This window comes from Enterobacter sp. MGH 37, assembly GCF_000534515.1.
GTDB classification, from domain to species: Bacteria; Pseudomonadota; Gammaproteobacteria; order Enterobacterales; family Enterobacteriaceae; genus Enterobacter; species Enterobacter kobei.
On record NZ_KI973205.1, the window covers coordinates 832,362 to 857,617 of the forward strand.

Below are 25,256 nucleotides of genomic sequence, written 5' to 3' on the forward strand. Positions count from 1 at the left end.
CTATGGATATACTCTTCTATCACCCCACTTTTGATACGGCTTATTGGATTAAAGCACTGTCGGCAGCACTGCCGGGCGCGCGCGTTCGTGAGTGGAAGCGGGGCGATAACGAACATGCTGACTATGCGCTGGTCTGGCATCCACCCGTTGAGATGCTTCAGGGCCGTAAACTGAAGGCCGTGTTTGCGCTTGGCGCTGGCGTGGATTCCATTCTGAGCAAACTGAAGGCACACCCGGAGATGCTGCCGGAAGATATCCCCCTGTTCCGCCTGGAAGATACCGGTATGGGCCAGCAAATGCAGGAATATGCCGTCAGCCAGGTCCTGCACTGGTTCCGTCGCTTTGATGATTATCAGGCCTTTAAGCAGCAATCCCACTGGGAGCCGCTGCCGGAATATCAACGTGAAGACTTTACCATCGGTATCCTCGGGGCGGGCGTGCTGGGCTCAAAGGTGGCTGAAGCCCTTGCCCCGTGGGGCTTCCCGTTACGCTGCTGGAGCCGTAGCCGTAAAGCGTATCCGGGCGTTGAGAGTTTTGCCGGAACGGATGAACTCCCGGCATTTCTGAAAGGCACACGCGTGCTGATCAACCTGCTGCCGAATACGGCGGAAACGGTGGGGATTATCAACGAAGCCTTGCTCAATCAGCTGGCCGATCGGAGCTACCTGATGAACCTTGCGCGCGGGGTGCATCTGGTGGAGCCGGATCTGCTGAAGGCGCTGGATAGCGGAAAGCTTAAAGGTGCCATGCTGGATGTTTACAGCCGTGAGCCGCTGCCTGAAGAAAGCCCTCTATGGCGACACCCTCGCGTGGCAATGACCCCGCATGTCGCCGCCGTGACGCGACCGGCTGAGGCGGTGGCTTATATCTCGCATACTATCGGTGAAATAGAGAAGGGGAACGCGGTTACCGGTCAGGTCGACCGACAGCGCGGCTACTGAGAGAAACCCGGCGTTGGCCGGGTTTTTGCTAATATTCGCCGCTGATAACTGCTATCCTTTGGAAAAACCGCAGAGGAGAGAAAGATGTATCCCGTTGACCTGCATATGCACACCGTCGCCAGCACCCACGCGTATAGCAACCTCCATGATTATATCGCCCAAGCAAAGCTAAAAGGTATTAAGCTGTTTGCGATAACCGATCACGGCCCGGATATGGCGGATGCGCCGCACTACTGGCATTTTGTGAATATGCGGATCTGGCCACGTCTGGTGGATGGCATTGGGATACTGCGCGGCATTGAGGCGAACATCAAAAACACCGACGGTGAAATCGACTGCACCGGCCCGATGCTGACCTCCTTAGATCTGATCCTTGCCGGTTTCCATGAGCCGGTTTTCCCGCCGCAGGATAAAGAGACCAATACCGCGGCGATGATTGCCACCATTGCCAGCGGCAACGTGCATATCATCAGCCATCCGGGTAATCCTAAATATCCTATTGATATTCAGGCCGTGGCGCAGGCCGCCGCGAAACACCGTGTGGCGCTGGAGATTAACAACTCCTCGTTCGTGCACTCGCGTAAAGGCAGTGAAGCCAACTGTCGCGAAGTAGCAGCCGCCGTGCGTGATGCCGGAGGGATGGTGGCGCTGGGCTCTGATTCGCACACGGCCTTCACGCTGGGGGATTTTGGCGAGTGCATGAAAGTGCTGCAGGACGTCAATTTCCCGGAAGCACAGATCCTGAACGTCACGCCGCGCCGTATGCTCGACTTCCTGGAGTCGCGCGGCATGACGCCCGTTGATGAATTTGCCGACCTTTAATTGAATAACGGAATAACACAATGAATGAATTCTCCATCCTTTGCCGCGTGCTGGGCTCCCTGTATTATCGCCAGCCGCAGGACCCGCTGTTGGTTCCGCTGTTTACGCTCATTCGCGAGGGTAAGCTGGCGCAGAACTGGCCGCTGGAACAGGATGAGTTACTGGAACGTCTGCAGAAAAGCTGTGATATGCAGCAGATCTCAACGGACTACAACGCATTGTTCGTGGGGGAAGAGTGCCGCGTTTCGCCTTACCGTTCTGCCTGGCAGGAAGGGGCGACCGAAGCGGAAGTGCGGGCATTCCTCTCTGAGCGCGGTATGCCGCTGAGCGATACGCCAGCCGATCATATTGGTACTCTGCTGCTGGCGGCCTCCTGGATCGAAGACAACGCGGGTGATGATGAAAATGAAGCCATCGAAATCCTCTTCGAGACGTATCTGCTGCCGTGGGTTGGAACCTTCCTGGGGAAAGTTGAAGCCCACGCCACCTCTCCGTTCTGGAGAACGCTGGCTCCGCTGACGCGCGACGCCATCGCAGCAATGTGGGATGAGCTGGAAGAAGAGAGTGAAGAGTGATTTACATCACAGAAATTCTGCAACGATACATTTCGACTTGCACGTAATGTGCTTCTGATCTCATTTCCATGGTGCGCATCTGCTAAGATGCGCACCATGAACATATTACTTAGTATTGCAATCACGACGGGCATTCTCTCCGGTATCTGGGGATGGGTGGCGGTGTCTCTTGGTTTATTAAGCTGGGCTGGCTTCCTTGGCTGCACGGCCTATTTCGCCTGCCCGCAGGGAGGGCTGAAAGGGCTCTTTATCTCTGGTTGCACGCTGATGAGCGGCGTTATATGGGCGCTGGTTATCATCAAAGGCAGCGCGCTGGCGCCGCATCTGGAGATCCTGGGCTACGTCATGACGGGGGTCGTTGCCTTCCTGATGTGTATTCAGGCGAAGCATCTGCTGCTGTCGTTTGTACCGGGCACCTTTATGGGGGCGTGCGCGACCTTTGCCGGACAGGGGGAGTGGAAGCTGGTCGTCCCTTCACTGGCGCTGGGGTTGCTGTTTGGCTATGCCATGAAGAACAGCGGTCTCTGGCTGGCGGCGCGACGGGAAAAAACGCAAAACATCACCGCGGTGAGTGAATAAAAAAAGGCGAGATAATCATCTCGCCTTTTTTATGCGCTTCCTGTCAGGATTCCGGAGGCACGGACATATCACGGTATTTCACCAGGATCGGGTTCTGCACGTCTGATTTGTTTTGCAGATCCCACAGCCCGCGATCGATACCATCGTTAATCAGGAAGATCACGCCGGTTTCAATGGCTGACATCAGACACATCATGACCGGTTCATTCGAGGTATAACCAATTTCACCTTCCAGTAAACGCTGGTAGTCGATGAAGCGGAATACCCCCGCCTGGACTTCATAAGACAATATCGTTTTGCTGGTGTTTACCGAGGAGAGCACTTCACCGGTACTGACGTTGACGACACGCAGGTTAACGGCAATTTGGTCGAGCTGATACTGGGTATCCGCGCCAATCCCAAAGTAACGTGCTCCCACACCACCCGATTTAACGTTGCTCTCATAACCGATAATCGAGCCTTCGATCATGACGTTTGCTGCAGCCAGAGACTGCAGAGGCATTCGGTTATTGTCCGCGACGGTGCCATTCTCCTGTGCAGCACGAATAATTTTTCGTTCATTTAACAGGTTCTGTAGCCCCTGGCGTTCCAGCGGTATAAACCAGTGCGAATCCTTGAGTGCGGTTACCAGCATGGCGGTGGCGCTTTGCGGCACTGCCGTGGAGAAGTTACTGGCCGGGTAGGGCTTAAATTGCCCTGTTTCATCCTGAATGTTGTATACCGAGACAAATATTTTGCCCGTTGGAGAAGGCAAATGGGTTAAATCACGATAACTCTGAGCCCGAGGCATTAATGTTGGTTTTGCAGCTTCTTTAGGCGGAGCAGTTAAACAACCGCTCAATAAGCACACTGCAACAAATATCAGGAAGCGCTGCATGATCGTTGTCCTTATTTAGCTATTGTTTAAAAATCAGTTGAATTGCTTTGTAGGCCAGAAACCTCAATGGTGGAGGTTTTTCCGGTTTTACGATCGGTTACGTTCAACTGAAGTTGTCCGTCTCTGTTGGCGATATCGACAATAAAATCGTTGGTCACCATTCGGCCGGGCTTGCCGGTGTTAATGTTTGTCAGCAATCCCCCTAAAATTTGCGACTGGATAGCCTGGGTGAAGTTATCCAGTGCGGAAGGGGTATCAACGGTAAAGTCCTTATAACTGGGATCTTTATAGGAGTTTTGCGCCTGAGCTTCATTCAGCAGGAACGCACCGTTGTTAGGGTTACCGCCAAAGTTAGGGTTACGGAACTGGAACGTCATATTTCCGCCCCAGCAAAGAGGGGTAATAAGCATTATCGAAACAACTGCATATGCAATACGCATGACAGCCTCCGCATATCGGTTCGCTAGAACTCATCTTTTGCTAAATCGCTGGTGCTTAATAGCGCTTTGTCTATTTGCAGGCGATTAATAGCGTCTTCAGTTTGAGCCAGTGCTAAGGCCACGTTTTTATCGAAGTCTGTTTTCGAGGGGAATAAAAACGTTTGATAAATAACGTCCTGATTAGCCGTGATGGTTATCCAGCTTCCCCAACGTGCACTGGGCCGCTCGTTGATTGTTAAATTACCCGTGTAGGTACTGTCCCATTTATCACTGAAGGCCCGGTAAAAACTGTGCCCGATCGATGAGACTGTGTGGTCAGTTAACAATCCGGGAACTTCGACCTCGACGGCCTGCAGATTCCCTGCAGCGAGCAAGAAACTCGCTGCGGCGATCCAACTCAACGTGCGCTTCATGTGATTAACGCCTGAGGTTATCGTTTGCCCATGAAACAGCCTGAGTTCGATTTTTAACAGCTATCTTCTTGAAAAGATTATAAAGGTGCGTCTTTACCGTATTTTCGCTGATAAATAACGAACGGGCGATTTCAATATTTGAAGCACCAATGCGTAGTTTGTTCAGGATCTCTTTTTCACGGTGCGTGAGCAGCGCGGATTCCGAACTGTTATAGCGGTAGTTACCGGAGTGCGTGATGAGGTAGCTGGCCAGCTTTTGCGAGAAATAACACTCTCCGCGCAATATGCCCTGCAGACCCTCTACCACCCGGCCTTCTTCTTCAGTGACGTAGAACACGCCATTGATATGCGGCCAGCTTTCAATATCTCTGAAAGGGTATTCATCAGGAGTGTTCAATAATAACACGCGGATATTATTGTTTTTCCTGCTTAAGTTATCTTGCCAGTAATGGATAAGCTTCTTATCAGCTTCCATCATATCAAACAGAATGATGCTGCCAGGCGCAATATCATCAAAAGAACGTTGAATATTATGCAATTTCCCGTTCAATGATAAAGATTGCTTTAAATGTTGTAATAAAGCTGTCGCTTGCAGAGAAGGTTTTGTGATCAACAGTAATGTATGACCATGTAAACTATGGACTTCATTATACATGATGAAACCCCACTTATTTTTGGCACCTGACAGCTGCCCTCCTGAAAAGAGGAAGGCACCAGAAGTACTGACAGATGTTGCACTGCTGTGTGTAGAATCAGAACATAACCTCCACAGGGAGGTAAATATAAAACCAATTTCGTACAGCTAATTTCAATCTAGCTTTTACGAAGTTTAAAGCAAGTGTTAATCATGTAACAAGATGTAAAAATCAATATTAATTTGTGAATATTGGCTGTTTTGAATGTTGTTATTTGATATGAAAGTTGTACATATAAATAGTCGTGCACAGATTTTAAAAATCATACAAATTTTATTAACTGATTGATTTTATGTCTTAATTTTTATTTTGGGGACGTTAAGCATTGGTATGAGTAACTGATACTTTCTAAGCCATTATGTTCTCCTCTCTCTGGCTTAAGAAAACACGTCCTGTGTCACGTGATGAACAAAATGCCATCCTGCCGTTACGCTTAAACAACGCGGAGGGAAGCGTGGGCAGGCTTGTCGTCGTTGTACGACACAACGCGCATAAATATTCTATAAAAAATTAAACCAGCCTGTGTAATGTGTATTTTTTCTGCAAATTACGACTTTGTGGTGACCTGATAAATAAAAATAAGCCACGCGGGTGAGATATTTAAAATGTTTCAGCGGACATACTCTTCACCGTAACGACGCGTTAACAAAAAAACGAGTCGTTTAACACGAAATACGAACAGGGTGTTTTCAGGTAGCCGGGTCCAGGGTGACAACATGAAAAACACATCGTTATTTTTGATGTTTACATTACTGGGTGTGCCTGGATTTGTAACCGCGGCTAATACTGATTTGGCGAATGCTGAATATAATTTTGCGGTTAATGAATTAAGTCGTTCATCATTAAATCAGGCAGCCATTATTGGTCAACAGGGCGTATTTAATGACGCTCAGATTCGCCAGGAAGGGGCGAAACTCTTGTCAGTCGTTTCCCAGGATGGTGCAGGCAACAGAGCGAGAGTTGATCAATCAGGGACTTACAATATTGCCTGGATCGATCAGAGCGGTAACGGGAACGATGCAGGTATTACGCAAGATGGATATGGTAATAGTGCAAAAATTATCCAGAAAGGGTCGGGTAATAGAGCAAATATTACGCAGTACGGTACGCAGAAAACCGCAGTTGTAGTGCAGAAACAGTCGCAGATGGCAATTCGCGTTATTCAACGCTAGTTATTTCGCGACGACTTTAATCAATCCGATGGGGGTTTACCATGAAATTTATCAAAGTGGCAGCACTTGCAGCAATCGTAGTTTCTGGTAGTGCTATGGCTGGTATGATTAACCAGGGCGGATGGGGTCATGGACATGGTCATGGCGGATACGGTGGCCCAAATTCAACCCTGAATATTTACCAGAATGGTGGCGGTAACTCCGCGCTGGCCCTGCAGACTGATGCCAGAAATTCAGTTCTGAATATTAGCCAGACCGGTGGCGGTAACGGCGCTGACGTTGGTCAGGGGTCTGACGACAGTAGCATTAACCTGACCCAGAACGGATTTGGCAACAGTGCGACACTTGATCAGTGGAACAGTAAAGATTCCGTGATGAATGTCAGCCAGTACGGTGGCCTTAACGGCGCACTGGTAGACCAGACGGCGTCTAACTCCACCGTCAACGTTACCCAGATTGGCTTTGGTAACCACGCGACAGCTCATCAGTACTGATACTGACATCTGTGCTACAAAAAACAGGGCTGATGCCCTGTTTTTTTTCGGGAGTTAATTATGAATACCTTAATTCTCCTCGCCGCGCTGTCGAGCCAGATAACCTTTCAAACCTCACAGCAGGGCAATATGACCACCATTATTCCGCAGGTCACGTTGACGGAATCGTGTGATTGTCAGGTCCAGATTGTCTCTTTGCGCGAAGGGCAGAGTGGACAAAGTTCATTCCGCCAGCAAAACACACTTTTTATCCCCGCTAATCAGGCGATTGATTTAATGCGCTTGAGTTTAAATATCTCAGCGGGAGACACGGTAACGATCGTGGTAACCGTCACTGATGGAAAAGCACTTCATTTATCACAACAGTGGTCGCCTGGAGGGCGCGCGCTCTAATCATTCATAATATCAATATGTTGCGAAGGTGGCGGGTCTGTGCCGTTGAGCTATGCTGTTATCAGGAACTATGTCGTAATGTTCCGTAACGTGACACTTCGTTAACATAATGAAGCGCGTTTGCCCCTCATGGACGATTTTCATTGAGGAGTACCTATCGTGACCCACAATTTTGCACATCTTATTTCAGGTTTGGGCCTGCTCGTTTCTGCCTTTATCGTTCCTGCGCATTCGGCCACTTTTGCGGAAGGGGGCGTCATTCACTTTCGCGGTGCAATCGTTGCTGACCCGTGTGAAGTTACGCAGCAACATCGGCAGCTGGCGGTATCGTGCCCGGATAAAAACCGTATGCAAACCCGTATGGTCAGTTACGACGATGCGCTGAACGGCATGACGACACCTTCCAGCCTGGCGACAGTGGATATGAAATACCTTAATCCTGAAAAAACGCTCGCAGTGGTTCAGATCCAGTACCGCTAATTCGTGTTTTACCGCCGATCGTTTTTCTCAATAACCCCTCTGCGATACACTTAAGAAAAAGGCGGGTAGCAGAGGGCTTTTATGAAACCGCAAATTGAAGTGATTCATGGCGATATTACGACCCAGCATGTCGATGTCATCGTCAATGCGGCCAATCCTTCCCTGATGGGGGGAGGCGGGGTTGACGGTGCTATTCACCGCGCTGCCGGACCGCAGCTGCTGGAAGCCTGTAAAATCGTGCGTCAGCAACAGGGCGAATGCCCGCCGGGCCATGCGGTGATTACGCTTGCGGGCAACCTTCCGGCCAAAGCGGTGATTCACGCCGTTGGCCCAGTATGGCAGGGCGGCGACCACCATGAAGCGAGTCTGCTGGAAGAGGCATACCGAAACTGTCTACGGCTTGCCGCCGACAACGGCTACAAAACGATGGCGTTTCCGGCAATTAGCACCGGCGTGTATGGTTATCCTAAGGCGGCAGCGGCGACCATCGCGGTAGAAACCGTCTACCGCTACCTGTCGCTAAAACCGCTGCCAGAGAAGGTGACCTTTGTCTGTTTTGATGAAGACACCCTGCATCTGTATCAGCGGTTGTTGGCGCAGCGCAGACAAGCGCTGGAGAGTTGAAACAAACGTGGCGCACCGTCAGTGCGCCACGCTGCTCAGGCAGTTTTCGTCTGGGGTTTGCCTGAAAACAGGAAACGCAGGAGAGGGATCCGCAGATGGATCTCGTAGAGCACGATCGCCACGCCCACCACAAACACCAGTCCGGTAAAGAAGCCCAGCGTGTTAGAGGCGATATGCGGCGTGATGTAAGCCCCGAAGAACAGCGTCAACGGGTGATGCACCAGATAGATAAACAGTGAAGCATTGACGAAGTAGGTCACGCGGCTGGACTTAAAGTTCAGCAAGCGGTGGCCGAGTGCGAACACCACATTCACCATCCACAAGCCCAGCAGCATAGTGATCACGCTTTCCGTTTCATACATCCAGGCGTCGCCGCTACCGTAGCGCTGGTTCAGCAGATAGGCCGCAAACGCGAAGGCGGCACCCACTGCGCACCACGGTGACGGTGTGGTAAACAAGGCTTTAAGCTTCGGATAAATAAACGCCAGTGCGCCAATTAAAAAGAACGGAATGTAGAACAGCGACTGCATCACCACAAAATTAAACAACCCGTCGCTCAGTATCGGTGGGTAGACGATAAACAGAGTGCGTCTCACGGCGGCATAAGCAACGCCAAGCAGCAAAAAGAGCACCGACAGTTTGCCCAGCGTGACGTTGGCGAAGAAGGCGTCAGTGGTCGTGCTTAAATGACGGCGCAGACGGCTAAAGATCACCAGGCTGACCGTGGTCAGTACCACCAGTACCAGCAGGAACCAGAGGTGAGACACCAGTTCCCAGACCAGCGTATTGTACTTTTCATACAGCGTAAGATTCGGCCAGTTCTCTGCTTTGCCTTTAACATACTGCAGCATAATGAACTGCGGCAGCGTCAGCAGCGGGATGGCGGTCAACATAGGAATACCCACGCGCTCTACGCGGACTTTCCACCAGCGCTTCAGCGGATAGCGTAAAAAAAGCATGTAGGAGAAATAGCCTGAAATGACAAAAAACACCTGCATACGGAAGGCGTGAATAAAGTCATTAAACAGCGTGAGCCACCAGGACGGCATCTGGCTATTAACATGCCACGTGTGGCTGGAGTAAATCAGTGAAATGTGAAAGGGGATCCCCAATAGCATCAGCCATGCCCGGATCGAGTCGAGGAAATATTCACGTTCTGTTGGTGATGTGCTCATATAACTTTGTGCATTCTCAGACTTTTCGTCTTATCCCTAAGACTCATAATGGTTACATTCGACGCCAACCCTACACCAAGACCGACACACTGTCTCCAGGATAAGCACGCAAAGTGAATCGCGGGTTCTTTCATTTGCTTAATCCATGAGCCAGTAGCTGAACAAAGCAGTGATTATGTTGTCGGATTGCCTGAGTTTCCATTAAAATGGATCGGATCGATATAAGCACACAAAGGGGGAAGTGCTTACTTATTATGAAACATAAACCACAGATGATGAAAATGCGTTGGGTGGGTGCTGCAGTCGTGTTATCACTGTATACCTCATCGGCACTGGCCTTTAACATCGACGATGTCGCAAAACAGGCAAAATCGATGGCAGGCAAGAGCTACGAAGCGCCGAAAAGTAACTTGCCCTCCGTTTTCCGCGACATGAAGTATGCGGACTATCAGCAGATCCAGTTCAATCACGATAAAGCGTACTGGAACAACATTAAAACCCCGTTCAAGCTTGAATTTTATCATCAGGGTATGTACTTCGACACGCCTGTTGCCATCAATGAAGTGACGGCGACCGCGGTACGTAAGATCAAGTACAGCCCGGATTACTTCAATTTTGGCAATGTGCAACACGACAAAGATACGGTGAAAGACCTGGGCTTCGCAGGCTTCAAGGTGCTTTACCCGATTAACAGCAAAGATAAAAACGACGAAATCGTCAGCATGCTTGGCGCCAGCTACTTCCGCGTTATTGGCGCGGGGCAGGTGTACGGGCTTTCTGCGCGTGGTCTGGCCATTGATACCGCGCTGCCATCAGGTGAAGAGTTTCCGCGTTTCCGCGAGTTCTGGATTGAACGTCCAAAACCAACGGACAAACGTCTGACTATTTATGCGCTGCTGGACTCTCCGCGCGCAACCGGTGCCTATCGCTTTGTGATTATGCCGGGTCGTGACACGGTCGTTGACGTGCAGTCTAAAGTCTATCTGCGTGACAAAGTGGGCAAACTGGGCGTTGCGCCGCTGACCAGTATGTTCCTGTTTGGGCCAAACCAGCCGTCGCCGGCAACCAACTTCCGCCCGGAACTGCATGACTCCAATGGTCTGTCTATTCATGCCGGTAACGGTGAGTGGATCTGGCGTCCGCTGAATAATCCGAAACATCTGGCAGTAAGCAGCTTTGCGATGGAAAACCCGCAGGGCTTTGGCCTGCTGCAGCGTGGCCGTCAGTTCTCTCGCTTTGAAGATTTGGACGATCGTTATGACCTGCGTCCAAGCGCCTGGGTTACGCCGAAAGGCGACTGGGGTAAAGGCAAGGTAGAGCTGGTTGAAATTCCAACCAACGACGAAACCAACGATAACATCGTCGCTTACTGGACGCCGGATCAACTGCCGGAAGCCGGTAAAGAGATGAACTTCAAGTACACCATTACCTTCAGCCGCGACGAAGATAAGCTTCATGCGCCGGATAACGCGTATGTGATGCAGACTCGCCGCTCAACAGGTGATGTGAAGCAGTCTAACCTTATCCGTCAGCCTGACGGTACCGTGGCGTTTGTCGTGGACTTCACAGGCCAGGATATGAAGAAACTGTCTCCGGATACGGCGGTGTCGGCTCAGGCCAGCATTGGTGATAACGGTGAAATCGTTGAAAACACGGTGCGTTACAATCCGGTAACCAAAGGCTGGCGTCTGACCCTGCGAGTGAAAGTGAAAGATCCGAAACAGACCACTGAAATGCGTGCTGCGCTGGTCAGTGACGATCAGCCGCTGAGTGAAACCTGGAGCTATCAGCTACCTGCCAATGAATAATACATCTGAATATATTGATGCCATGCCGCTGACGGATATCGAAAAAGCGGCGCTGCCTAAGAGCGACATCCGCGCGGTTCACACCGCGCTGGATGGGGAACATCGTCAGTTTTCCCGTGATGATGATACGCCGCTGGGGTCAGTAAAAGCGCGTCTGGAGCAGGCATGGCCAGACTCGCTGGCAGAAGGGCAGTTGATTAAAGACGACGAAGGACGCGATCAGCTTCAGGCGATGCCGAAGGCGACGCGTTCCTCTATGTTCCCCGATCCATGGCGCACCAACCCGGTTGGCCGCTTCTGGGATCGCCTGCGTGGGCGTGATGTGACGCCGCGCTATCTGTCACGCCTGACGAAAGAAGAGCAGGCCTCTGAGCAGAAATGGCGTACCGTGGGGACTATTCGCCGTTACATCCTGCTGCTTCTGACGCTGGCACAAACGGTTGTCGCGACCTGGTACATGAAAACCATTCTGCCTTACCAGGGCTGGGCGTTTATTAACCCAACGGACATGATGGGCCAGGATCTCTGGGTCTCCTTCATGCAGCTACTGCCTTATATCCTGCAAAGCGGCATCCTCCTGCTGTTTGCGGTTCTGTTCTGCTGGGTTTCGGCCGGTTTCTGGACCGCGCTAATGGGCTTCCTGCAATTGCTGATGGGGCGGGACAAATACAGCATTTCAGCGTCAACGGTCGGGGATGAACCCCTCAATCCTGAGCACCGTACCGCGCTGATCATGCCTATTTGTAACGAAGACGTTGACCGCGTATTTGCGGGCCTGCGTGCGACCTGGGAGTCCGTCAAGGCGACCGGCAACGCGGCGCATTTCGACGTCTATATCCTGAGCGACAGTTACAACCCGGATATCTGCGTTGCAGAACAAAAAGCGTGGATGGAGCTGATTGCAGAAGTACAGGGCGAAGGTCAGATCTTCTACCGTCGTCGTCGCCGTCGTGTGAAGCGTAAAAGCGGTAACATCGATGACTTCTGCCGTCGCTGGGGTAAACAGTACAGCTACATGGTGGTGCTGGATGCGGACTCCGTCATGAGCGGTGACTGCCTGAGCGGTCTGGTGCGTCTGATGGAAGCCAATCCGAACGCGGGGATCATTCAGTCTTCGCCAAAAGCGTCCGGTATGGACACGCTTTATGCGCGCTGCCAGCAGTTCGCCACCCGTGTTTACGGGCCGCTGTTTACTGCCGGTCTGCACTTCTGGCAGTTGGGTGAATCGCACTACTGGGGTCACAACGCCATTATTCGCGTGAAGCCGTTCATTGAACACTGTGCGCTGGCGCCGCTGCCAGGTGAGGGTTCGTTTGCCGGTTCTATTCTGTCGCATGACTTCGTGGAAGCTGCGCTGATGCGTCGTGCGGGCTGGGGCGTCTGGATTGCCTACGACCTCCCGGGATCGTACGAAGAGCTGCCGCCGAACCTGCTGGATGAGCTCAAGCGTGACCGCCGCTGGTGTCACGGCAACCTGATGAACTTCCGCCTGTTCCTTGTCAAAGGGATGCACCCGGTTCACCGCGCGGTGTTCCTGACGGGCGTGATGTCTTATCTCTCCGCACCGCTGTGGTTCATGTTCCTTGCGCTCTCTACTGCATTGCAGGTCGTCCATGCTTTGACGGAGCCGCAATACTTCCTGCAACCGCGCCAGCTGTTCCCGGTGTGGCCGCAGTGGCGTCCGGAGCTGGCAATTGCGCTGTTTGCGTCTACCATGGTGCTGCTGTTCCTGCCTAAGCTGCTCAGTATCATCCTGATCTGGTGCAAAGGTTCGAAAGAGTATGGCGGTTTCTTCCGCGTGACCCTTTCACTGCTGCTGGAAGTGCTGTTCTCTGTGCTGCTGGCACCGGTGCGTATGCTGTTCCACACCGTGTTTGTGGTCAGTGCGTTCCTGGGCTGGGAAGTGGTCTGGAACTCACCGCAGCGTGATGACGACTCCACGCCGTGGGGCGAAGCCTTCATGCGTCACGGTTCTCAGCTGCTGCTGGGGCTGGTGTGGGCGGCGGGCATGGCCTGGCTGGATCTGCGCTTCCTGTTCTGGCTGGCGCCGATTGTCTTCTCGCTGATCCTGTCGCCGTTCGTCTCTGTGATCTCCAGCCGTTCAACGGTGGGACTGCGGACTAAACGCTGGAAACTGTTCCTGATCCCGGAAGAGTACTCCCCGCCGAAGGTGCTGGTGGATACCGATACCTATCTGGAGCAGAACCGCAATCGCACGCTGGATGATGGCTTTATGCACGCCGTGTTTAACCCGTCATTTAACGCCCTGGCAACAGCCATGGCGACGGCGCGTCACCGTGCAAGTCATGTGCTGGAGATTGCCCGCGATCGTCACGTTGAGCAGGCGCTTAACGAGACGCCGGAAAAACTCAACCGCGACCGTCGTCTGGTGCTGCTGAGCGATCCGGTCACGATGGCAAGGCTTCACTATCGCGTATGGTCCGCTCCGGAAAAGTATTCTTCGTGGGTGAACTACTACAAAGACGTGAAGCTGAATCCGCTTGCACTGAAGGCGAAGTAAGTTGTTAACCAGGGCGGGTAAGCGTAGCGCCACCCGCCAGATAAAAATACCGGCTTAATCGCCGGTATTTTTTTAGAGGTAACTTATGAGAATAATCATTGTCGTCCTGATGGCATGCCTGCTTAGCGGCTGCGGCAGCATCATCAGCCGCACTATTCCAGGGCAGGGCCATGGGAATCAGTATTACCCGGGTGTGAAATGGGATGTCCGTGATTCCGCGTGGCGCTACCTGACCGTGCTCGATCTGCCGTTTTCGCTGATTTTCGACACGCTGTTGCTGCCCATCGATGCCAGCCACGGCCCGTACGAGTAGCGTAAATCAACGCTCGTCCCACTCATCGGCTGCGGTTTGACCTTCTTCCGTATCCAGCGGGGGTTCGAGCTGAAATTCGCCCTCATCCCACTCGTGCAGGGTGTTCTCTTCCAGCCACTCCTGCCGTAACTCGATTTCGTCATAATCACCATCAAAGACGGCCTGCGCGCCTTCACCGCTCAGGACCGGCAAACATTCCCCTTCTTCACCTTCATCAGCAAAGAATTCGGCCTGCCACATAATATCCCCGTCCTGCAGAACGTATTTTTGGATATTAAGTTGTTGCACGTCAGCATCTTCTTCCTCAACACCGGGATTGTCGGCGAGGAACTCTTCGCGAGCGGCATCAATAGCTTCTTCCAGCGTGGCGTACATGGTCATTGGTGTCTCCCTGTTTTCCAGAAGGTTTCAGGGAAAGAATAGCTGAAGATCGGATTCTGCAAGTATGAATGCGAAAATAAGCCGTCAGGCTTTCGCCTTATTCTGTCGTGGGGCGTAACGCGCGGGATAAACTCAACCACGAATACATCGCGTTGAACAACACCACGCCCGCCGTCACGATAAAGACGGCGCGGAAACCAAAGCTGGCGGATATACCTGCACCGAGAAGCGGTCCGGTCACATTACCAATATCGCGAAATGACTGGTTATAGCTAAAAATACGCCCCGCAATCTGGTTCGTGGAGTTGTAAACCAGCAGGGTCTGTACGGCGGGCAGTAACGCCCCGTCGGCGGCGCCCAGTAAAAAGCGCAGAACCCCCAGTTGCCACGGAGAGTGCACCATCGACATGGGGACAAGCAGCAGGACGGAGATCACCAGTGCGCAGATCAGAATTTTTTCCGGGCCCACCCGATCCCCCAGCTTGCCCAGCCTCGGGGCGCTAAGCAGCGCCGCCACGCCGGGCACGGAGGCAATCAGCCCGCTGATAAAGGCGATGTTACTGACATCACCCGCCAGGTCACGCACGTAGAGCGTCAGAATTGGCGCAATCGAGCCGGTAGCGACCTGAATAATCATTGTCGTGACGAACAGGCTCAGCACCAGTCTGGGATTCTTAAGCGAGGTCAGCACGTCTCTGGCATGGAGCATCTCTTTTTTGGCGACAGGCGTGAAGTTCTCATGGATACAGAGCAGAGTGACGATAAAGCACAGGAACAGCACGCTGGCGGTGATGAAAAAGACCGGGCGCAGGCCGTAATTATCCGCCAGCAGTCCTCCGGCCAGTGGCCCCAGCAAGGCGCCACTTACGCCACCGGTGGAGAGCGTCCCAAGCGCCCAGCCGCTCTTATGGCGCGGAATTTGCGTGGCAATCAGGGCATTCGCATTGGGAATAAATCCGCCCAGTAAACCCAGCAATGCCCGCAATACCAGGAACTGCCAGACGTTTTGCGCGACCCCCATCAGCGCCATGATGATGGCCATCCCCAGCGCAGAACGTAACAGCATAATTTTTCGGCCCTTGCGATCGGCAAGTCCACCCCAGAAGGGTGAGGCAATCGCGGAGAAGAGAAACGTAATGCTGAAGACCAGTCCAGACCACATATTGAGCGCGCTGTGGCCCGTCACGCCCAGTTGTTCGACGTAGAGCGGCAGGAAAGGCATAACCAGGCTGAACGCCGCACCGGTAAGAAAACAGCCAAGCCACGCAACCGTGAGGTTACGTTTCCAGTTTATGGGGGCATCTGAGGGTGACATAACATTCCGCATAATGAGGTGCTGAGCACCTGAGGCATAAAGTAATAAGCCTGCTAATTATGCGCCTGGGTTATGATTGCCGCAATGCGGAAGCGCTTTTAAAGCTAAAACAGGAGGCGGCCCGAATGGGGCCGCATGAGGATCAATAGCGGGACGGTGTGCCCTGTGGTCGCGTTTTAAAGCGGCGATGCAGCCACATATACTGCTCAGGGGCCAGCATGATGCACTTCTCTACAACGCTGTTCATCCAGCGCGCGGTGGTTTCTGCATCGTCTAACGGCGGCGCGAGCTCCGGTTCGAGCATCATCAGCTCGTAGCCTGAGCCATCCGGCATACGGCGGGGCACAAAGGGGACGATGGCGGCTTTGGACATCCGTGCCAGCATCCAGGTGCCGGTGGTGGTGGCCGCCTCTTCAACGGCGAAGAACGGCACAAATACGCTCGACTGCGGACCGTAGTCGTGGTCGGGAGCATACCAGACCACTTCACCGGATTTAAGGGCGCGGATCATGCCCTTCAGATCCTTACGGTCGATCATGCTTTTATTGGAGCGCATACGGCCGTTGGTCTGGATGAGATCGATAACCGGGTTGTCGTTTGGACGATAAACACCGATGCCGGGCGCCTGCATGCCAAACATCCGCGCCCCGATCTCCAGCGTCAGAAAATGAACCCCGATCAGCAGAACGCCGGTCTGGTTAGCCTGAAGCGTATGCACGGGCTCCATGCCGGTTCCCGTCACTTTGCTCCAGCGCGCCATGCGCTTATCTGACCAGAACCACGCCATACCGGTTTCCATGAGCCCCATACCGACGGATTCGAAATTCTTCGTGACCATATCGTGGCGCTCTGCCTCGCTCATCTGCGGGAAGCACAGCTCAAGATTTCGGTACGCGATGCGCGCCCGACGCTTCATGAACGTTAGCGCGATTCGGCCTAACGATTTACCTAACCGGAAGATAACAGGGTAGGGAAGCTGTACCAGTAGCCATAAAAAGCCAATGCCAAGCCAGGTCATCCAATAGCGAGGGTGCAAAAGGGCGACGGTAAATTTGGGTAACTGGGTCATGTCTTTCCTGTGTTCAAACGTCCTGTTTCGCTATTGTCGCATTTTTTGAGACGTTGCCAAAATATCTGCCAACGAAACCTGTACGACGAGAGCAATTGTTAAACCTGATTAATCAGGGTGTGTGAAATGTAGCGTAAATTGTGTGGATGTAAATTGGTTTTGTTTGCTATATGATGCCGACCGATTTTTCATTCTCTCTAACGATTCCAGGACTGTACACCATGCCAGTGTTACACAACCGCGTGTCGAATGAGATGTTAAGAGCGCGTATGTTGGCTGAAACCGAACCGCGCACAACCATCTCTTTCTATAAATACTTCACGATCGACGATCCGCAGGCGACCCGCGATGCGCTTTATCAGGCTTTCACAGCCCTGAACGTTTTCGGGCGCGTCTACCTTGCCCGCGAAGGCATCAACGCGCAGATTAGCGTACCGGAAAGCAAAGTCAGCGCTTTCCGCGAGTGTCTTTATCGCTTCGACCCCGCTCTCGACGGCTTACGCCTGAACATTGCCCTGGACGATGACGGGAAATCCTTCTGGGTGCTGCGCATGAAGGTGCGTGAACGCATTGTGGCGGACGGTATTGACGATCCTGAATTTAACCCGGCGAACGTCGGTGAATATCTGAAGGCCGCGGAAGTGAATGCGATGCTGGACGATCCGGATGCCGTGTTCATTGATATGCGTAACCACTATGAATACGAAGTGGGGCATTTCGAGAACGCGATGGAAATCCCGGCCGACACCTTCCGCGAGCAACTGCCCAAGGCGGTTGAGATGATGCAGGAGCATAAAGATAAAAAAATCGTTATGTACTGCACCGGCGGTATCCGCTGTGAGAAAGCCAGCGCGTGGATGAAGCACAACGGCTTTAATAAGGTCTGGCATATTGAAGGCGGCATTATCGAGTACGCCCGCCGCGCCCGCGAGCAGGGTTTACCGGTACGCTTTATCGGGAAAAACTTTGTCTTTGACGAGCGTATGGGTGAGCGTATCTCGGAAGACGTTATTGCCCAGTGCCACCAGTGCGGTGCGCCGTGCGATACCCATACCAACTGTAAAAACGACGGTTGCCATCTACTGTTCATCCAGTGCCCTGCCTGTGCCGAGAAGTTTAACGGTTGCTGCAGTGAACTGTGCAGTGAAGAGAGTATTCTGCCGGAAGAAGAGCAGCGTCGGCGTCGTGCGGGACGAGAAAACGGCAATAAGATTTTTAATAAATCACGCGGCCGTCTGAATACCAAACTGGGTATTCCCGACCCGGAATGATAATAACGCCCGGCAGGCGAGATCCTGCCGGGCGAAGCTATTATGACTTCTGCTGCACACCTTCAACAGAAATAACCAGCTCAACATCCTGAGACGCCGGACCCAAATCCGTTGTGATATTAAAATCTTTCAGGTGAATTTTTCCTGCCGCTTCAAAACCTGCGCGTTTACCCCCCCCACGGATCGTCACCCTGGCCGATCAATTTTGCATCCAGAGTCACGGGTTTCGTAACGCCATTCAGGGTAAGATTACCGGTAATATTCAACTTATCACCGTCTTTTTTCACGTCCGTAGAGGTGAAAGTCGCTTTCGGGAATTTAGTGACGTTCAGGAACTCTGCGCTGCGCAGGTGTTTATCGCGCTCAGCATGATTGGTGTCAACGCTGTTCGTATTAATGGTCACATTGACTTTATCCGCCGCAGGATTTTTCTCGTCAAAGGTGAATGTGCCGTCAAAATCTTTAAAGGTACCGTACAGCCAGCTGTATCCCAGATGCTGAATACGGAAATTGACGAACGCGTGCTGGCCCTCTTTATCAATTTTATAATCCGCCGCCACGGCGGAACCGGTGGTGAATAACAGAGAGCCCAGTGCGATACCCAGCAGGTGTTTTTTCATTTTATACTCCAGAGTCAATTGACGAGCGGCCAAGCATGCGCTTGAGCGTATCGTCTTTATCAATAAAGTGGTGTTTAAGGGCGGCAAGCCCGTGCAGCACGGACAGGATCACCACGCTCTAGGCAAGCCAGAGGTGGACCACCCCCGCCGTGTCGGCCTGAACCCCAGCATCACTGAGCGTTGCTGGCACCTCGAACAGACCAAAAACGCTGATCGGCTTGCCGTCTGCCGTCGAAATGAGATAGCCGCTGATCAGAATGGCGAAGAGCAGCGCATAAAGCGCAATATGCGCGGCGACAGCACTGAAACGGGTCAATTTACTGTGGGTCTTCGGTGCTGCAGGGGGCGGAGAGATATGTCGCCATATCACGCGGAAAATCAGCCCCAGCATCAGCAAAACGCCGATGCTTTTATGCAACTCCGGCGCCTGGTGATACCAGCCGTCGTAATAGCTGAGCGTGACCATCCAGAGTCCAAGTCCGAACATGCCATAGACGGCAATGGCAAATATCCAGTGCAAACTTATGGATATTATTCCGTAGCGCCGGGAGGAGTTACGCAATTGCATCAGAATGTCCATTTTCAAATTAACCGAAACGTAAAAATGAACGGGAAGGCAAGATATTGCAACTGAAATAAGAGTATATGGATTTTTATTTTATTTATTTCAGCAATTTTGAAAAGGAACCGCAAAGGTAATTCAAAGGCTTCGTGCAAGGCGCAATAAGCAGGGGGAAAGAGATTAAATAAACATAAAGTAACGTCAATAAATGTCAGTCAACGCTTTCAATAAAATACAATGTAAATAAAATCAACGATCGCAAGTAGTGCCCACAGTAAGATATAGAGCATAAAATGTTCGCGAATATTATTGACGAGAAAACTCACAATCCTGCGCATAATGCCCCATGATTCACCGTAAAGAAAACGGGCCCCGAACTGTCCGGAGCCCATAGCGATTATCCGTTAAAACGCGCGAGTGAGAAGGGCGTCAGATCAAACTGAGGCGTGATACCCTGAGCAAATTGCGCGGCGATTTCACCCAGCACGGAAGCGAACTTAAATCCGTGTCCGCTCAGCCCGGTAATGAGCAGGGTGTTGTCATGTCCTGGCAGCGTATCAATGATAAAGTCTTCATCCGGCGTGTTGTCGTAGGTGCAGGCCGCGCCGTAGAGCAGGCCACCCACGCCCGGGAGAATATTGCGCAGGAACGAGAAGGCTTCTGAACCATCCTGCGGACAAGCACCAAACGGTTTACGCTCGTCAGGTGAGGAGATAACTTGCCCCCCGTTGTGTTTTCCAATCTTGAGCGCGTCTTTTTCGGAAGGGAAACCGTAGAACTGATCGCCATTGGGCAACTCGCCGGTGAACGCCGGGAATTTATTCTGGGCACTGTAGCGACCATCCGACTGGAACCACGAAAAGACCTTACGCACGGGCTGGATCGGCAGGTCTGGCAGCAGGCGGGTGACCCAGGTTCCAGCGCTGATAAGCAAACGAGACGCCGAATATTCACCGTCCAGAGTCGTTACCGTCACGCCATCTGCGTTATGCGTGATGGCCTCCACCGGACAGTTAAACAATTGCGCACAGCCCGCTTTGGCGGCAAGGTCGATCCAGGTTTTGATGGCGGTTTCACAGTGCAACACCCCGGAGTTGGCTTCAAAGAGGCCAATATAATCGTCCGGGACGGTAATTTCTGGCCAGCGCGCGGTGATAGCCGGCGCGTCCAGCTTCTCAACCTCCAGATTAAAGGCCTTTGCGCTGCGTTCCACATTAGCCAGAAATTCCGAACGGGCCGGGCCAAGATTGATGACGCCCGTACGTTCGAAAATGCGCTCTTCAGTCTCTTTAGCCAGCGCGTCCCACAGCATCTGGGCTCGAAGCACCAGCGGAACATAGCGTTCCCCCTCGCCATAGGCATGGCGAATGAGACGCGTGTCGCCGTGGTGGCTACCTTCGCTATGGGGCGGCAGGTGAGAGTCAATCATCAGGACATTGAGTCCTGCCTGTGTCGCGTAATACCCGGCGGCCGATCCTACGGAGCCACTGCCAATAATGATTAGGTCATATCTCATATGCATCTCGTCACGTACGTTTTTTTTAGCAGAGTAATTAACAAAGCGGGTGCAAACAAGCGGGAAATAAATAAGGCACCGCGTGGGTGCCTGTTGAAAGAAAAGTGAGCATTCGGTTAGTGCCGTTTATACTCATTTTCCTGATAGTCGCCAGATTCTATTTTTGCAATTCCTGCCTCTAAAATAGAAATAAACTGACGGGCGACGTCTGTCGTAAGCCACAGCGTCTGTCCAACTTCCGCTTCTTCACGGTTCAGCTGATTTGGGGTCTGGTAGTGCAAACGCAGCATCAGTGCATCGTAGCTGTCTACGGTACTGATATCCCAGCCAACGAGTGGGTGGGTCTGGATGACTTCGCTATTCTTTTCCATTATAACCCCCATAATGCGTGTTAGAAGACAACGACTTCGAGGTTCAATGCATGTTTTTCTGAAAGCAACTTCAGTATACAAGTAATAAGGGTTCCTAAGGGAAAAATAAACAGCTAGCAACACATTTTTCTGCTTTTTAGGATTGTTCGAGCAATAAAACACCATCTTGTTCACGATTTTTAAAGAAGTTGCCGAATTATTTTGAACTTTCTGGAATTTCAGGCAAAAAAAAGCCGGGGCGACCCGGCAAAAAACACAATGAGGGAGCAGTGTTAATCTGTGATGAACCAGTCGTCAGCGCTCTCCCACGTTTCCTGCAGGATTTCGCTGATGCGATCTTTATCTTCTTTTGCACCGCCAATGACGGAAAGGTTGTTCGCCGCGGCGTAACGAACAGTGACGGCGCCTGCATTGTCGGGGAAGGTGTTATGAATACGACGGGATAATTCGCCTGCCAGTGCGTCAAGCGCGCCAGCAGGCAGAACGGTAGTTTTGGCTATGGTGACTTCAATACGCATAAATGCCCCCTGTGTAATACACTGTTTATTTATACAGGTATATTGTTCGTTTGACAACAAGGGGCGTTGATTATTTAGCGTTTTACCGTCCAGTTGACGGTTTCGCCTGCCAGGAAGGGGATCAGCGTATCATCCGTCAGGGCAATGGATGCCTCCACCTGGCTCGCTTTGCGCTCCAGTTCAATGAACGTGTCATTGACCGGCAGGCCGTAAAAGCGCGGGCCGTTGAGGGAGCAGAACGCTTCGAAATGTTCCAGCGCGTCCATCTCTTCAAATACCGTTGCATAGCTGGCAAGGGCCGTAGGGGCGTTGAAACAGCCTGCGCAGCCGCAGCTCGCCTCTTTACGATGGCGGGCGTGAGGCGCGGAGTCTGTGCCGAGGAAAGCGCGTGAAAAACCGCTGGCAACCAGTTCGCGCAGCGCCTGCTGGTGAACGTTGCGCTTAAGGATCGGCAGGCAGTACAGGTGAGGGCGTACCCCGCCTACCAGCATGTGGTTACGGTTAAACATCAGATGCTGTGGGGTGATGGTGGCGGCAATCAACTCGTTGCCGTCACGCACATATTCTGCGGCGTCTTTGGTGGTGATATGTTCAAAGACCACTTTAAGCGCAGGCAGGCGCTGACGCAGCGGTTCCATCACGGTCTCGATAAAGCGGGCTTCACGGTCGAAGATATCAATCTCGGCATGCGTGACTTCGCCGTGTACCAGCAACGGCATGCCCAGTTTCTGCATACGTTCCAGCACCGGCATGATGGCATCAATGCTGGTGACGCCGTGGCTGGAGTTGGTGGTGGCGTTTGCAGGATAGAGTTTCGCCGCCGTAAAAACGCCTTCGTTAAACCCGCGCTCAACTTCGTCCGGATCGAGAGAATCGGTCAGATAGCAGGTCATCAGCGGGGTGAAATCATGTCCAGCCGGGACGGCATCCAGAATGCGCTGGCGGTAGGCAATCGCGGCATCGACGGTGGTGACTGGCGGAACCAGGTTTGGCATGACAATCGCGCGGCCATAAATTTCACTGGTATAAGGCACGACGGTTTTCAGCATATCGCCATCGCGCAGATGGATATGCCAGTCGTCAGGGCGGCGGATTTTAAGAACCTGGGGTTGTGCAGTCATGGAAGCTCCGGCTTGTCAGGAATCAGTCATAAGGATGGCTGTTTTTGCCGGACACAAATCATAAGCGGAAACGTTTTCGTTTGCACACTTTTCCGTAAAAAAAAGGGCGCCGCAGCGCCCTTCAGGTTAATCGGTGAAAGGAATGATGATTTCTCCCGGTTTCACCTCTATACCTTTTGCGTATTTTTTCGCAAGGGCTTCACCCTTACTTTTGTCTTCGCTTAAGACATACGCCGGTTGCTGATTGAAATAGTTACGCAGCGACTGGTTCAGATAGGGCATCAGGGTTTGCAGAACCGGTGCCATCTTGTCCGGTGAAACCTGCGCATCGACTACTTCCATCTCCTGCAGGAAAATCGCGCCCTTCTCTTTGTTGAAAACCGGAAGTGCCTTCAGCTTGAGCTTGATGTTGGCTTTCTGGTTGCCAAAAAGGGAGGTCATATCAAGGCTGGCATCCCCGGCGAGGGTGACTTTGTTGGGCTCTTCACGACCAATCTGGCTGGTGAGATTGGTGAGAATGATATGCGCATCGGCAAGGCCTGGCACACCAATGTCTTTAGAGAAATTGTTATGTTTTTCCAGCGCCTGATTAATTTCCTGTTCACTGACGGTGTATTGCGTAAGCTGATTGCAGCCCGCCAGCAGGCCGCTAACGATAAATGCGGCGGCAATGACAATTTTCTTCATGGTGTTCCTCAACGAAAAATCGGCGCTTCTGTCCTGTAGCGTCAGTATGTCAGTGTGAAATGGCAGAAACCAGCAGAAAATACTGAGAAGTGAGGCGGGAGAGTTCTCCCGCCAACGAGAAGGATTATGCGCCCGGCTCGAGCATACCGCTCGCGCTGCGCTTCTGGCTGAACTGCCACCAGAGGGCCAGTAACGTCATAAAGCCCACTGCGCCGAGCATCATCCACGGCAGTTCCGGTTGATTCAGCGCTTTACCGGCATCGAACAGCCAGCCGCCGCCGGTGTAGCCTAACGCGCCACCAAAGGCCAGACCGAGTCGGCTGAATCCCATATAGCTGCCGCGGGCACGCGCGTCCGCAAGCGAGGCGCTCAGCGTTTCCCGGGCGGGCTCGGCGATGATGGAGCCGATATAGAAGGTGCAAATCAGCGTAAACAGCTGCTGGAGCGAGCTCACCAGACCGATCGGCATCATGCTCAGCGTCATCAGAAACAGCCCGGCCATCAGGCGATGTTCCAGGCGAAAATGCCGTTCGCTCCAGCGGGCGATGGGGTAGAGCAACGTCAGTGACAGGCAGGCTTCAATGGCGTACATCCATTTAACGGCAGCAGGTGTGCCCGCAATATCGTTTACCATGATCGGCAGCATCAGCATCACCTGCACGGCCAGCATGTAATACCCGGTCAGGGTCAATACGTAGGTGACAAAACGCTTGTCGCGAAGAACGCGACCTAGCCCCTCGCGCACCGGCGCTTTTACCGTCGACAGTTTCCAGGCGGGAAGATAGAGACCGTTAAACAGCGCGCACAAAATAAAGAGTACCGCCCCGGCCGCACAGACCAGACGGAAATCGTACTGCAGCAGCCAGCTTCCCAGCAATGCGCCAACCACCGCGCCGGCACTGTCCTGCATCATCAGAATGGAGAAGAAACGCCCCCGGTGCTGCGGGCGAATCAGCTTCACCACCAGCGCGGTACGGGGCGGGTCAAACAGCGTGCCGCCGATACCGGAGAGGAAGCAGGAAAACCAGAGCAGCCAGGGCTCGTGGGCAACGGCCATCGTGGCAAAGCCTGCCGCGCGGAGCAGCATACCGGTCACGATCATTGGTTTAGCGCCAAAGCGGTCAGCGATCGCGCCGCCAAAGACGCCCAGACCCTGCTGGACAAACTGACGCAGTCCCAGGGCAATACCGACCATTACCGCCGCCCAGCCCATTTGATCGACAAAGCGGATCGAGATGAGAGGGAATACGACAAAAAAGCCGAGCACGACCAGCATGTTATCGACTAACAGGAAATATTTACCCAGGCTCCTCGCCTGTGATACGCGGGACATTTTCCCTCCAGGGAAAATAAGAAGGTGAGCACGCTAACATTCTGCGGTGTCGCCACTTTTTTTCCCACCCCTGGACGCGACAATATTTTTTTATCAAAAGGGTGCTTTGATAGAGAGTTTTCATTGAAAAAGGTGAAAAGAGGTGAAAATGGTATGTCACTGTTTTCACA

At 52.5% G+C, this 25,256-nt stretch carries 28 protein-coding genes and 2 pseudogenes; 13 read left to right on the plus strand and 17 right to left on the minus strand.

Annotated elements, in window-relative coordinates:
- Positions 1 to 2: 2 nt before the first annotated feature.
- From ghrA to L383_RS19725, 4 genes are all read left to right on the plus strand, one after another.
- Complete coding sequence (gene ghrA, locus L383_RS19740; RefSeq protein WP_023332669.1) at positions 3 to 941, plus strand: glyoxylate/hydroxypyruvate reductase GhrA; 939 nt, start codon at positions 3 to 5, stop codon at positions 939 to 941.
- Between the two features lie 84 nt (positions 942 to 1,025).
- Positions 1,026 to 1,763, plus strand: coding sequence for a phosphatase (locus L383_RS19735; protein WP_014883328.1), 738 nt, complete (start codon positions 1,026 to 1,028; stop codon positions 1,761 to 1,763).
- A 20-nt stretch (positions 1,764 to 1,783) separates the two neighbouring features.
- Positions 1,784 to 2,338 (plus strand): TorD/DmsD family molecular chaperone, encoded by a 555-nt coding sequence (locus tag L383_RS19730; protein WP_023332670.1) that lies wholly within the window; start codon positions 1,784 to 1,786, stop codon positions 2,336 to 2,338.
- Positions 2,339 to 2,434: 96 nt separating this feature from the next.
- Entirely contained in the window at positions 2,435 to 2,917 is a 483-nt protein-coding gene (locus tag L383_RS19725) for a DUF1097 domain-containing protein (protein ID WP_072093713.1), read from the plus strand.
- 43 nt (positions 2,918 to 2,960) lie between these two features.
- Here the strand turns inward: L383_RS19725 and csgG are convergent, their stop codons facing one another.
- Genes csgG through csgD form a run of 4 tightly spaced genes read right to left on the minus strand, consistent with a single transcriptional unit; the run spans position 2,961 to position 5,302 of the window.
- Positions 2,961 to 3,794 carry a curli production assembly/transport protein CsgG gene (gene csgG / locus L383_RS19720; RefSeq protein ID WP_014883331.1) on the minus strand — a complete coding sequence of 278 codons (834 nt, stop codon included), beginning with the start codon at positions 3,792 to 3,794 and terminating at the stop codon, positions 2,961 to 2,963.
- Positions 3,795 to 3,820: 26 nt separating this feature from the next.
- Complete coding sequence (gene csgF / locus L383_RS19715; protein ID WP_014883332.1) at positions 3,821 to 4,234, minus strand: curli production assembly/transport protein CsgF; 414 nt, start codon at positions 4,232 to 4,234, stop codon at positions 3,821 to 3,823.
- A gap of 23 nt (positions 4,235 to 4,257) precedes the next feature.
- Positions 4,258 to 4,647 (minus strand): curli production assembly/transport protein CsgE, encoded by a 390-nt coding sequence (gene csgE, locus L383_RS19710; protein WP_014883333.1) that lies wholly within the window; start codon positions 4,645 to 4,647, stop codon positions 4,258 to 4,260.
- Between the two features lie 4 nt (positions 4,648 to 4,651).
- Positions 4,652 to 5,302: a biofilm master transcriptional regulator CsgD gene (gene csgD / locus L383_RS19705; RefSeq protein ID WP_014883334.1), complete on the minus strand. Its 651-nt coding sequence runs from the start codon at positions 5,300 to 5,302 to the stop codon at positions 4,652 to 4,654.
- Positions 5,303 to 6,058: 756 nt separating this feature from the next.
- Here csgD and csgB point away from each other — a divergent pair.
- From csgB to ymdB, 5 genes are all read left to right on the plus strand, one after another.
- Positions 6,059 to 6,514, plus strand: a complete 456-nt coding sequence (gene csgB, locus L383_RS19700) for a curli minor subunit CsgB (RefSeq protein ID WP_023332672.1) — start codon at positions 6,059 to 6,061, stop codon at positions 6,512 to 6,514.
- A gap of 41 nt (positions 6,515 to 6,555) precedes the next feature.
- Positions 6,556 to 7,008, plus strand: coding sequence for a curli major subunit CsgA (gene csgA, locus L383_RS19695; protein ID WP_014883336.1), 453 nt, complete (start codon positions 6,556 to 6,558; stop codon positions 7,006 to 7,008).
- 60 nt (positions 7,009 to 7,068) lie between these two features.
- The gene (csgC, locus tag L383_RS19690) at positions 7,069 to 7,401 is read left to right on the plus strand and encodes a curli assembly chaperone CsgC (RefSeq protein WP_023332673.1); all 333 of its coding nucleotides are present in this window, start codon (positions 7,069 to 7,071) and stop codon (positions 7,399 to 7,401) included.
- A 159-nt stretch (positions 7,402 to 7,560) separates the two neighbouring features.
- Positions 7,561 to 7,881 (plus strand): fimbrial protein, encoded by a 321-nt coding sequence (locus tag L383_RS19685; RefSeq protein ID WP_014883338.1) that lies wholly within the window; start codon positions 7,561 to 7,563, stop codon positions 7,879 to 7,881.
- An 81-nt stretch (positions 7,882 to 7,962) separates the two neighbouring features.
- Positions 7,963 to 8,505: an O-acetyl-ADP-ribose deacetylase gene (gene ymdB, locus L383_RS19680; protein ID WP_014883339.1), complete on the plus strand. Its 543-nt coding sequence runs from the start codon at positions 7,963 to 7,965 to the stop codon at positions 8,503 to 8,505.
- A 35-nt stretch (positions 8,506 to 8,540) separates the two neighbouring features.
- On the opposite strand, the gene mdoC is transcribed toward ymdB, so the two are convergent.
- Positions 8,541 to 9,680 carry a glucans biosynthesis protein MdoC gene (gene mdoC, locus L383_RS19675; protein WP_023332674.1) on the minus strand — a complete coding sequence of 380 codons (1,140 nt, stop codon included), beginning with the start codon at positions 9,678 to 9,680 and terminating at the stop codon, positions 8,541 to 8,543.
- 254 nt (positions 9,681 to 9,934) lie between these two features.
- Between mdoC and mdoG the strand changes: the two genes are divergently transcribed.
- The 3 genes from mdoG (at position 9,935) to L383_RS19660 (ending at position 14,322) form a co-directional block, all read left to right on the plus strand.
- Positions 9,935 to 11,488 (plus strand): glucans biosynthesis protein MdoG, encoded by a 1,554-nt coding sequence (gene mdoG / locus L383_RS19670; RefSeq protein WP_032628846.1) that lies wholly within the window; start codon positions 9,935 to 9,937, stop codon positions 11,486 to 11,488.
- Positions 11,481 to 14,009 (plus strand): glucans biosynthesis glucosyltransferase MdoH, encoded by a 2,529-nt coding sequence (gene mdoH, locus L383_RS19665; RefSeq protein WP_023332676.1) that lies wholly within the window; start codon positions 11,481 to 11,483, stop codon positions 14,007 to 14,009. The genes mdoG and mdoH overlap by 8 nt, the downstream gene beginning before the upstream one ends.
- An 85-nt stretch (positions 14,010 to 14,094) precedes the next feature.
- Positions 14,095 to 14,322 (plus strand): YceK/YidQ family lipoprotein, encoded by a 228-nt coding sequence (locus tag L383_RS19660; RefSeq protein ID WP_014883343.1) that lies wholly within the window; start codon positions 14,095 to 14,097, stop codon positions 14,320 to 14,322.
- A gap of 6 nt (positions 14,323 to 14,328) precedes the next feature.
- Here L383_RS19660 and L383_RS19655 read toward each other — a convergent pair whose 3' ends face one another.
- The 3 genes from L383_RS19655 to L383_RS19645 form a co-directional block, all read right to left on the minus strand.
- Positions 14,329 to 14,703: a MysB family protein gene (locus L383_RS19655; RefSeq protein WP_008500834.1), complete on the minus strand. Its 375-nt coding sequence runs from the start codon at positions 14,701 to 14,703 to the stop codon at positions 14,329 to 14,331.
- Positions 14,704 to 14,800: 97 nt separating this feature from the next.
- A complete protein-coding gene (gene mdtG / locus L383_RS19650; protein WP_023332677.1) occupies positions 14,801 to 16,018 on the minus strand; it encodes a multidrug efflux MFS transporter MdtG in 1,218 nt (405 codons plus the stop codon).
- Between the two features lie 142 nt (positions 16,019 to 16,160).
- Positions 16,161 to 17,087, minus strand: coding sequence for a Kdo(2)-lipid IV(A) acyltransferase (locus L383_RS19645; RefSeq protein ID WP_023332678.1), 927 nt, complete (start codon positions 17,085 to 17,087; stop codon positions 16,161 to 16,163).
- A gap of 221 nt (positions 17,088 to 17,308) precedes the next feature.
- On the opposite strand from L383_RS19645, the gene L383_RS19640 reads away from it, so the two are divergent.
- Positions 17,309 to 18,358: an oxygen-dependent tRNA uridine(34) hydroxylase TrhO gene (locus L383_RS19640; protein WP_014883346.1), complete on the plus strand. Its 1,050-nt coding sequence runs from the start codon at positions 17,309 to 17,311 to the stop codon at positions 18,356 to 18,358.
- A gap of 40 nt (positions 18,359 to 18,398) precedes the next feature.
- On the opposite strand, the pseudogene L383_RS0123705 reads toward L383_RS19640, so the two are convergent.
- The 9 genes and pseudogenes from L383_RS0123705 to mdtH form a co-directional block, all read right to left on the minus strand.
- A pseudogene (locus L383_RS0123705) lies at positions 18,399 to 18,978 on the minus strand (YceI family protein).
- A gap of 1 nt (position 18,979) precedes the next feature.
- A pseudogene (locus tag L383_RS0123710) lies at positions 18,980 to 19,546 on the minus strand (cytochrome b).
- Positions 19,547 to 19,764: 218 nt separating this feature from the next.
- Positions 19,765 to 19,878 (minus strand): YceO family protein, encoded by a 114-nt coding sequence (locus L383_RS0123720; RefSeq protein WP_014883349.1) that lies wholly within the window; start codon positions 19,876 to 19,878, stop codon positions 19,765 to 19,767.
- Between the two features lie 59 nt (positions 19,879 to 19,937).
- The gene (solA, locus tag L383_RS19635) at positions 19,938 to 21,056 is read right to left on the minus strand and encodes an N-methyl-L-tryptophan oxidase (RefSeq protein WP_023332682.1); all 1,119 of its coding nucleotides are present in this window, start codon (positions 21,054 to 21,056) and stop codon (positions 19,938 to 19,940) included.
- Between the two features lie 116 nt (positions 21,057 to 21,172).
- Entirely contained in the window at positions 21,173 to 21,427 is a 255-nt protein-coding gene (gene bssS / locus L383_RS19630; RefSeq protein ID WP_008500827.1) for a biofilm formation regulator BssS, read from the minus strand.
- Between the two features lie 272 nt (positions 21,428 to 21,699).
- Entirely contained in the window at positions 21,700 to 21,945 is a 246-nt protein-coding gene (gene dinI / locus L383_RS19625; RefSeq protein WP_014883351.1) for a DNA damage-inducible protein I, read from the minus strand.
- 74 nt (positions 21,946 to 22,019) lie between these two features.
- Positions 22,020 to 23,066: a dihydroorotase gene (pyrC, locus tag L383_RS19620; RefSeq protein ID WP_023332683.1), complete on the minus strand. Its 1,047-nt coding sequence runs from the start codon at positions 23,064 to 23,066 to the stop codon at positions 22,020 to 22,022.
- 126 nt (positions 23,067 to 23,192) lie between these two features.
- The gene (locus L383_RS19615) at positions 23,193 to 23,753 is read right to left on the minus strand and encodes a lipoprotein (protein WP_023332684.1); all 561 of its coding nucleotides are present in this window, start codon (positions 23,751 to 23,753) and stop codon (positions 23,193 to 23,195) included.
- A gap of 124 nt (positions 23,754 to 23,877) precedes the next feature.
- On the minus strand, positions 23,878 to 25,086 hold the full coding sequence (gene mdtH, locus L383_RS19610; protein WP_023332685.1) for a multidrug efflux MFS transporter MdtH: 1,209 nt from the start codon (positions 25,084 to 25,086) through the stop codon (positions 23,878 to 23,880).
- Between the last annotated feature and the right edge of the window lie 170 nt (positions 25,087 to 25,256).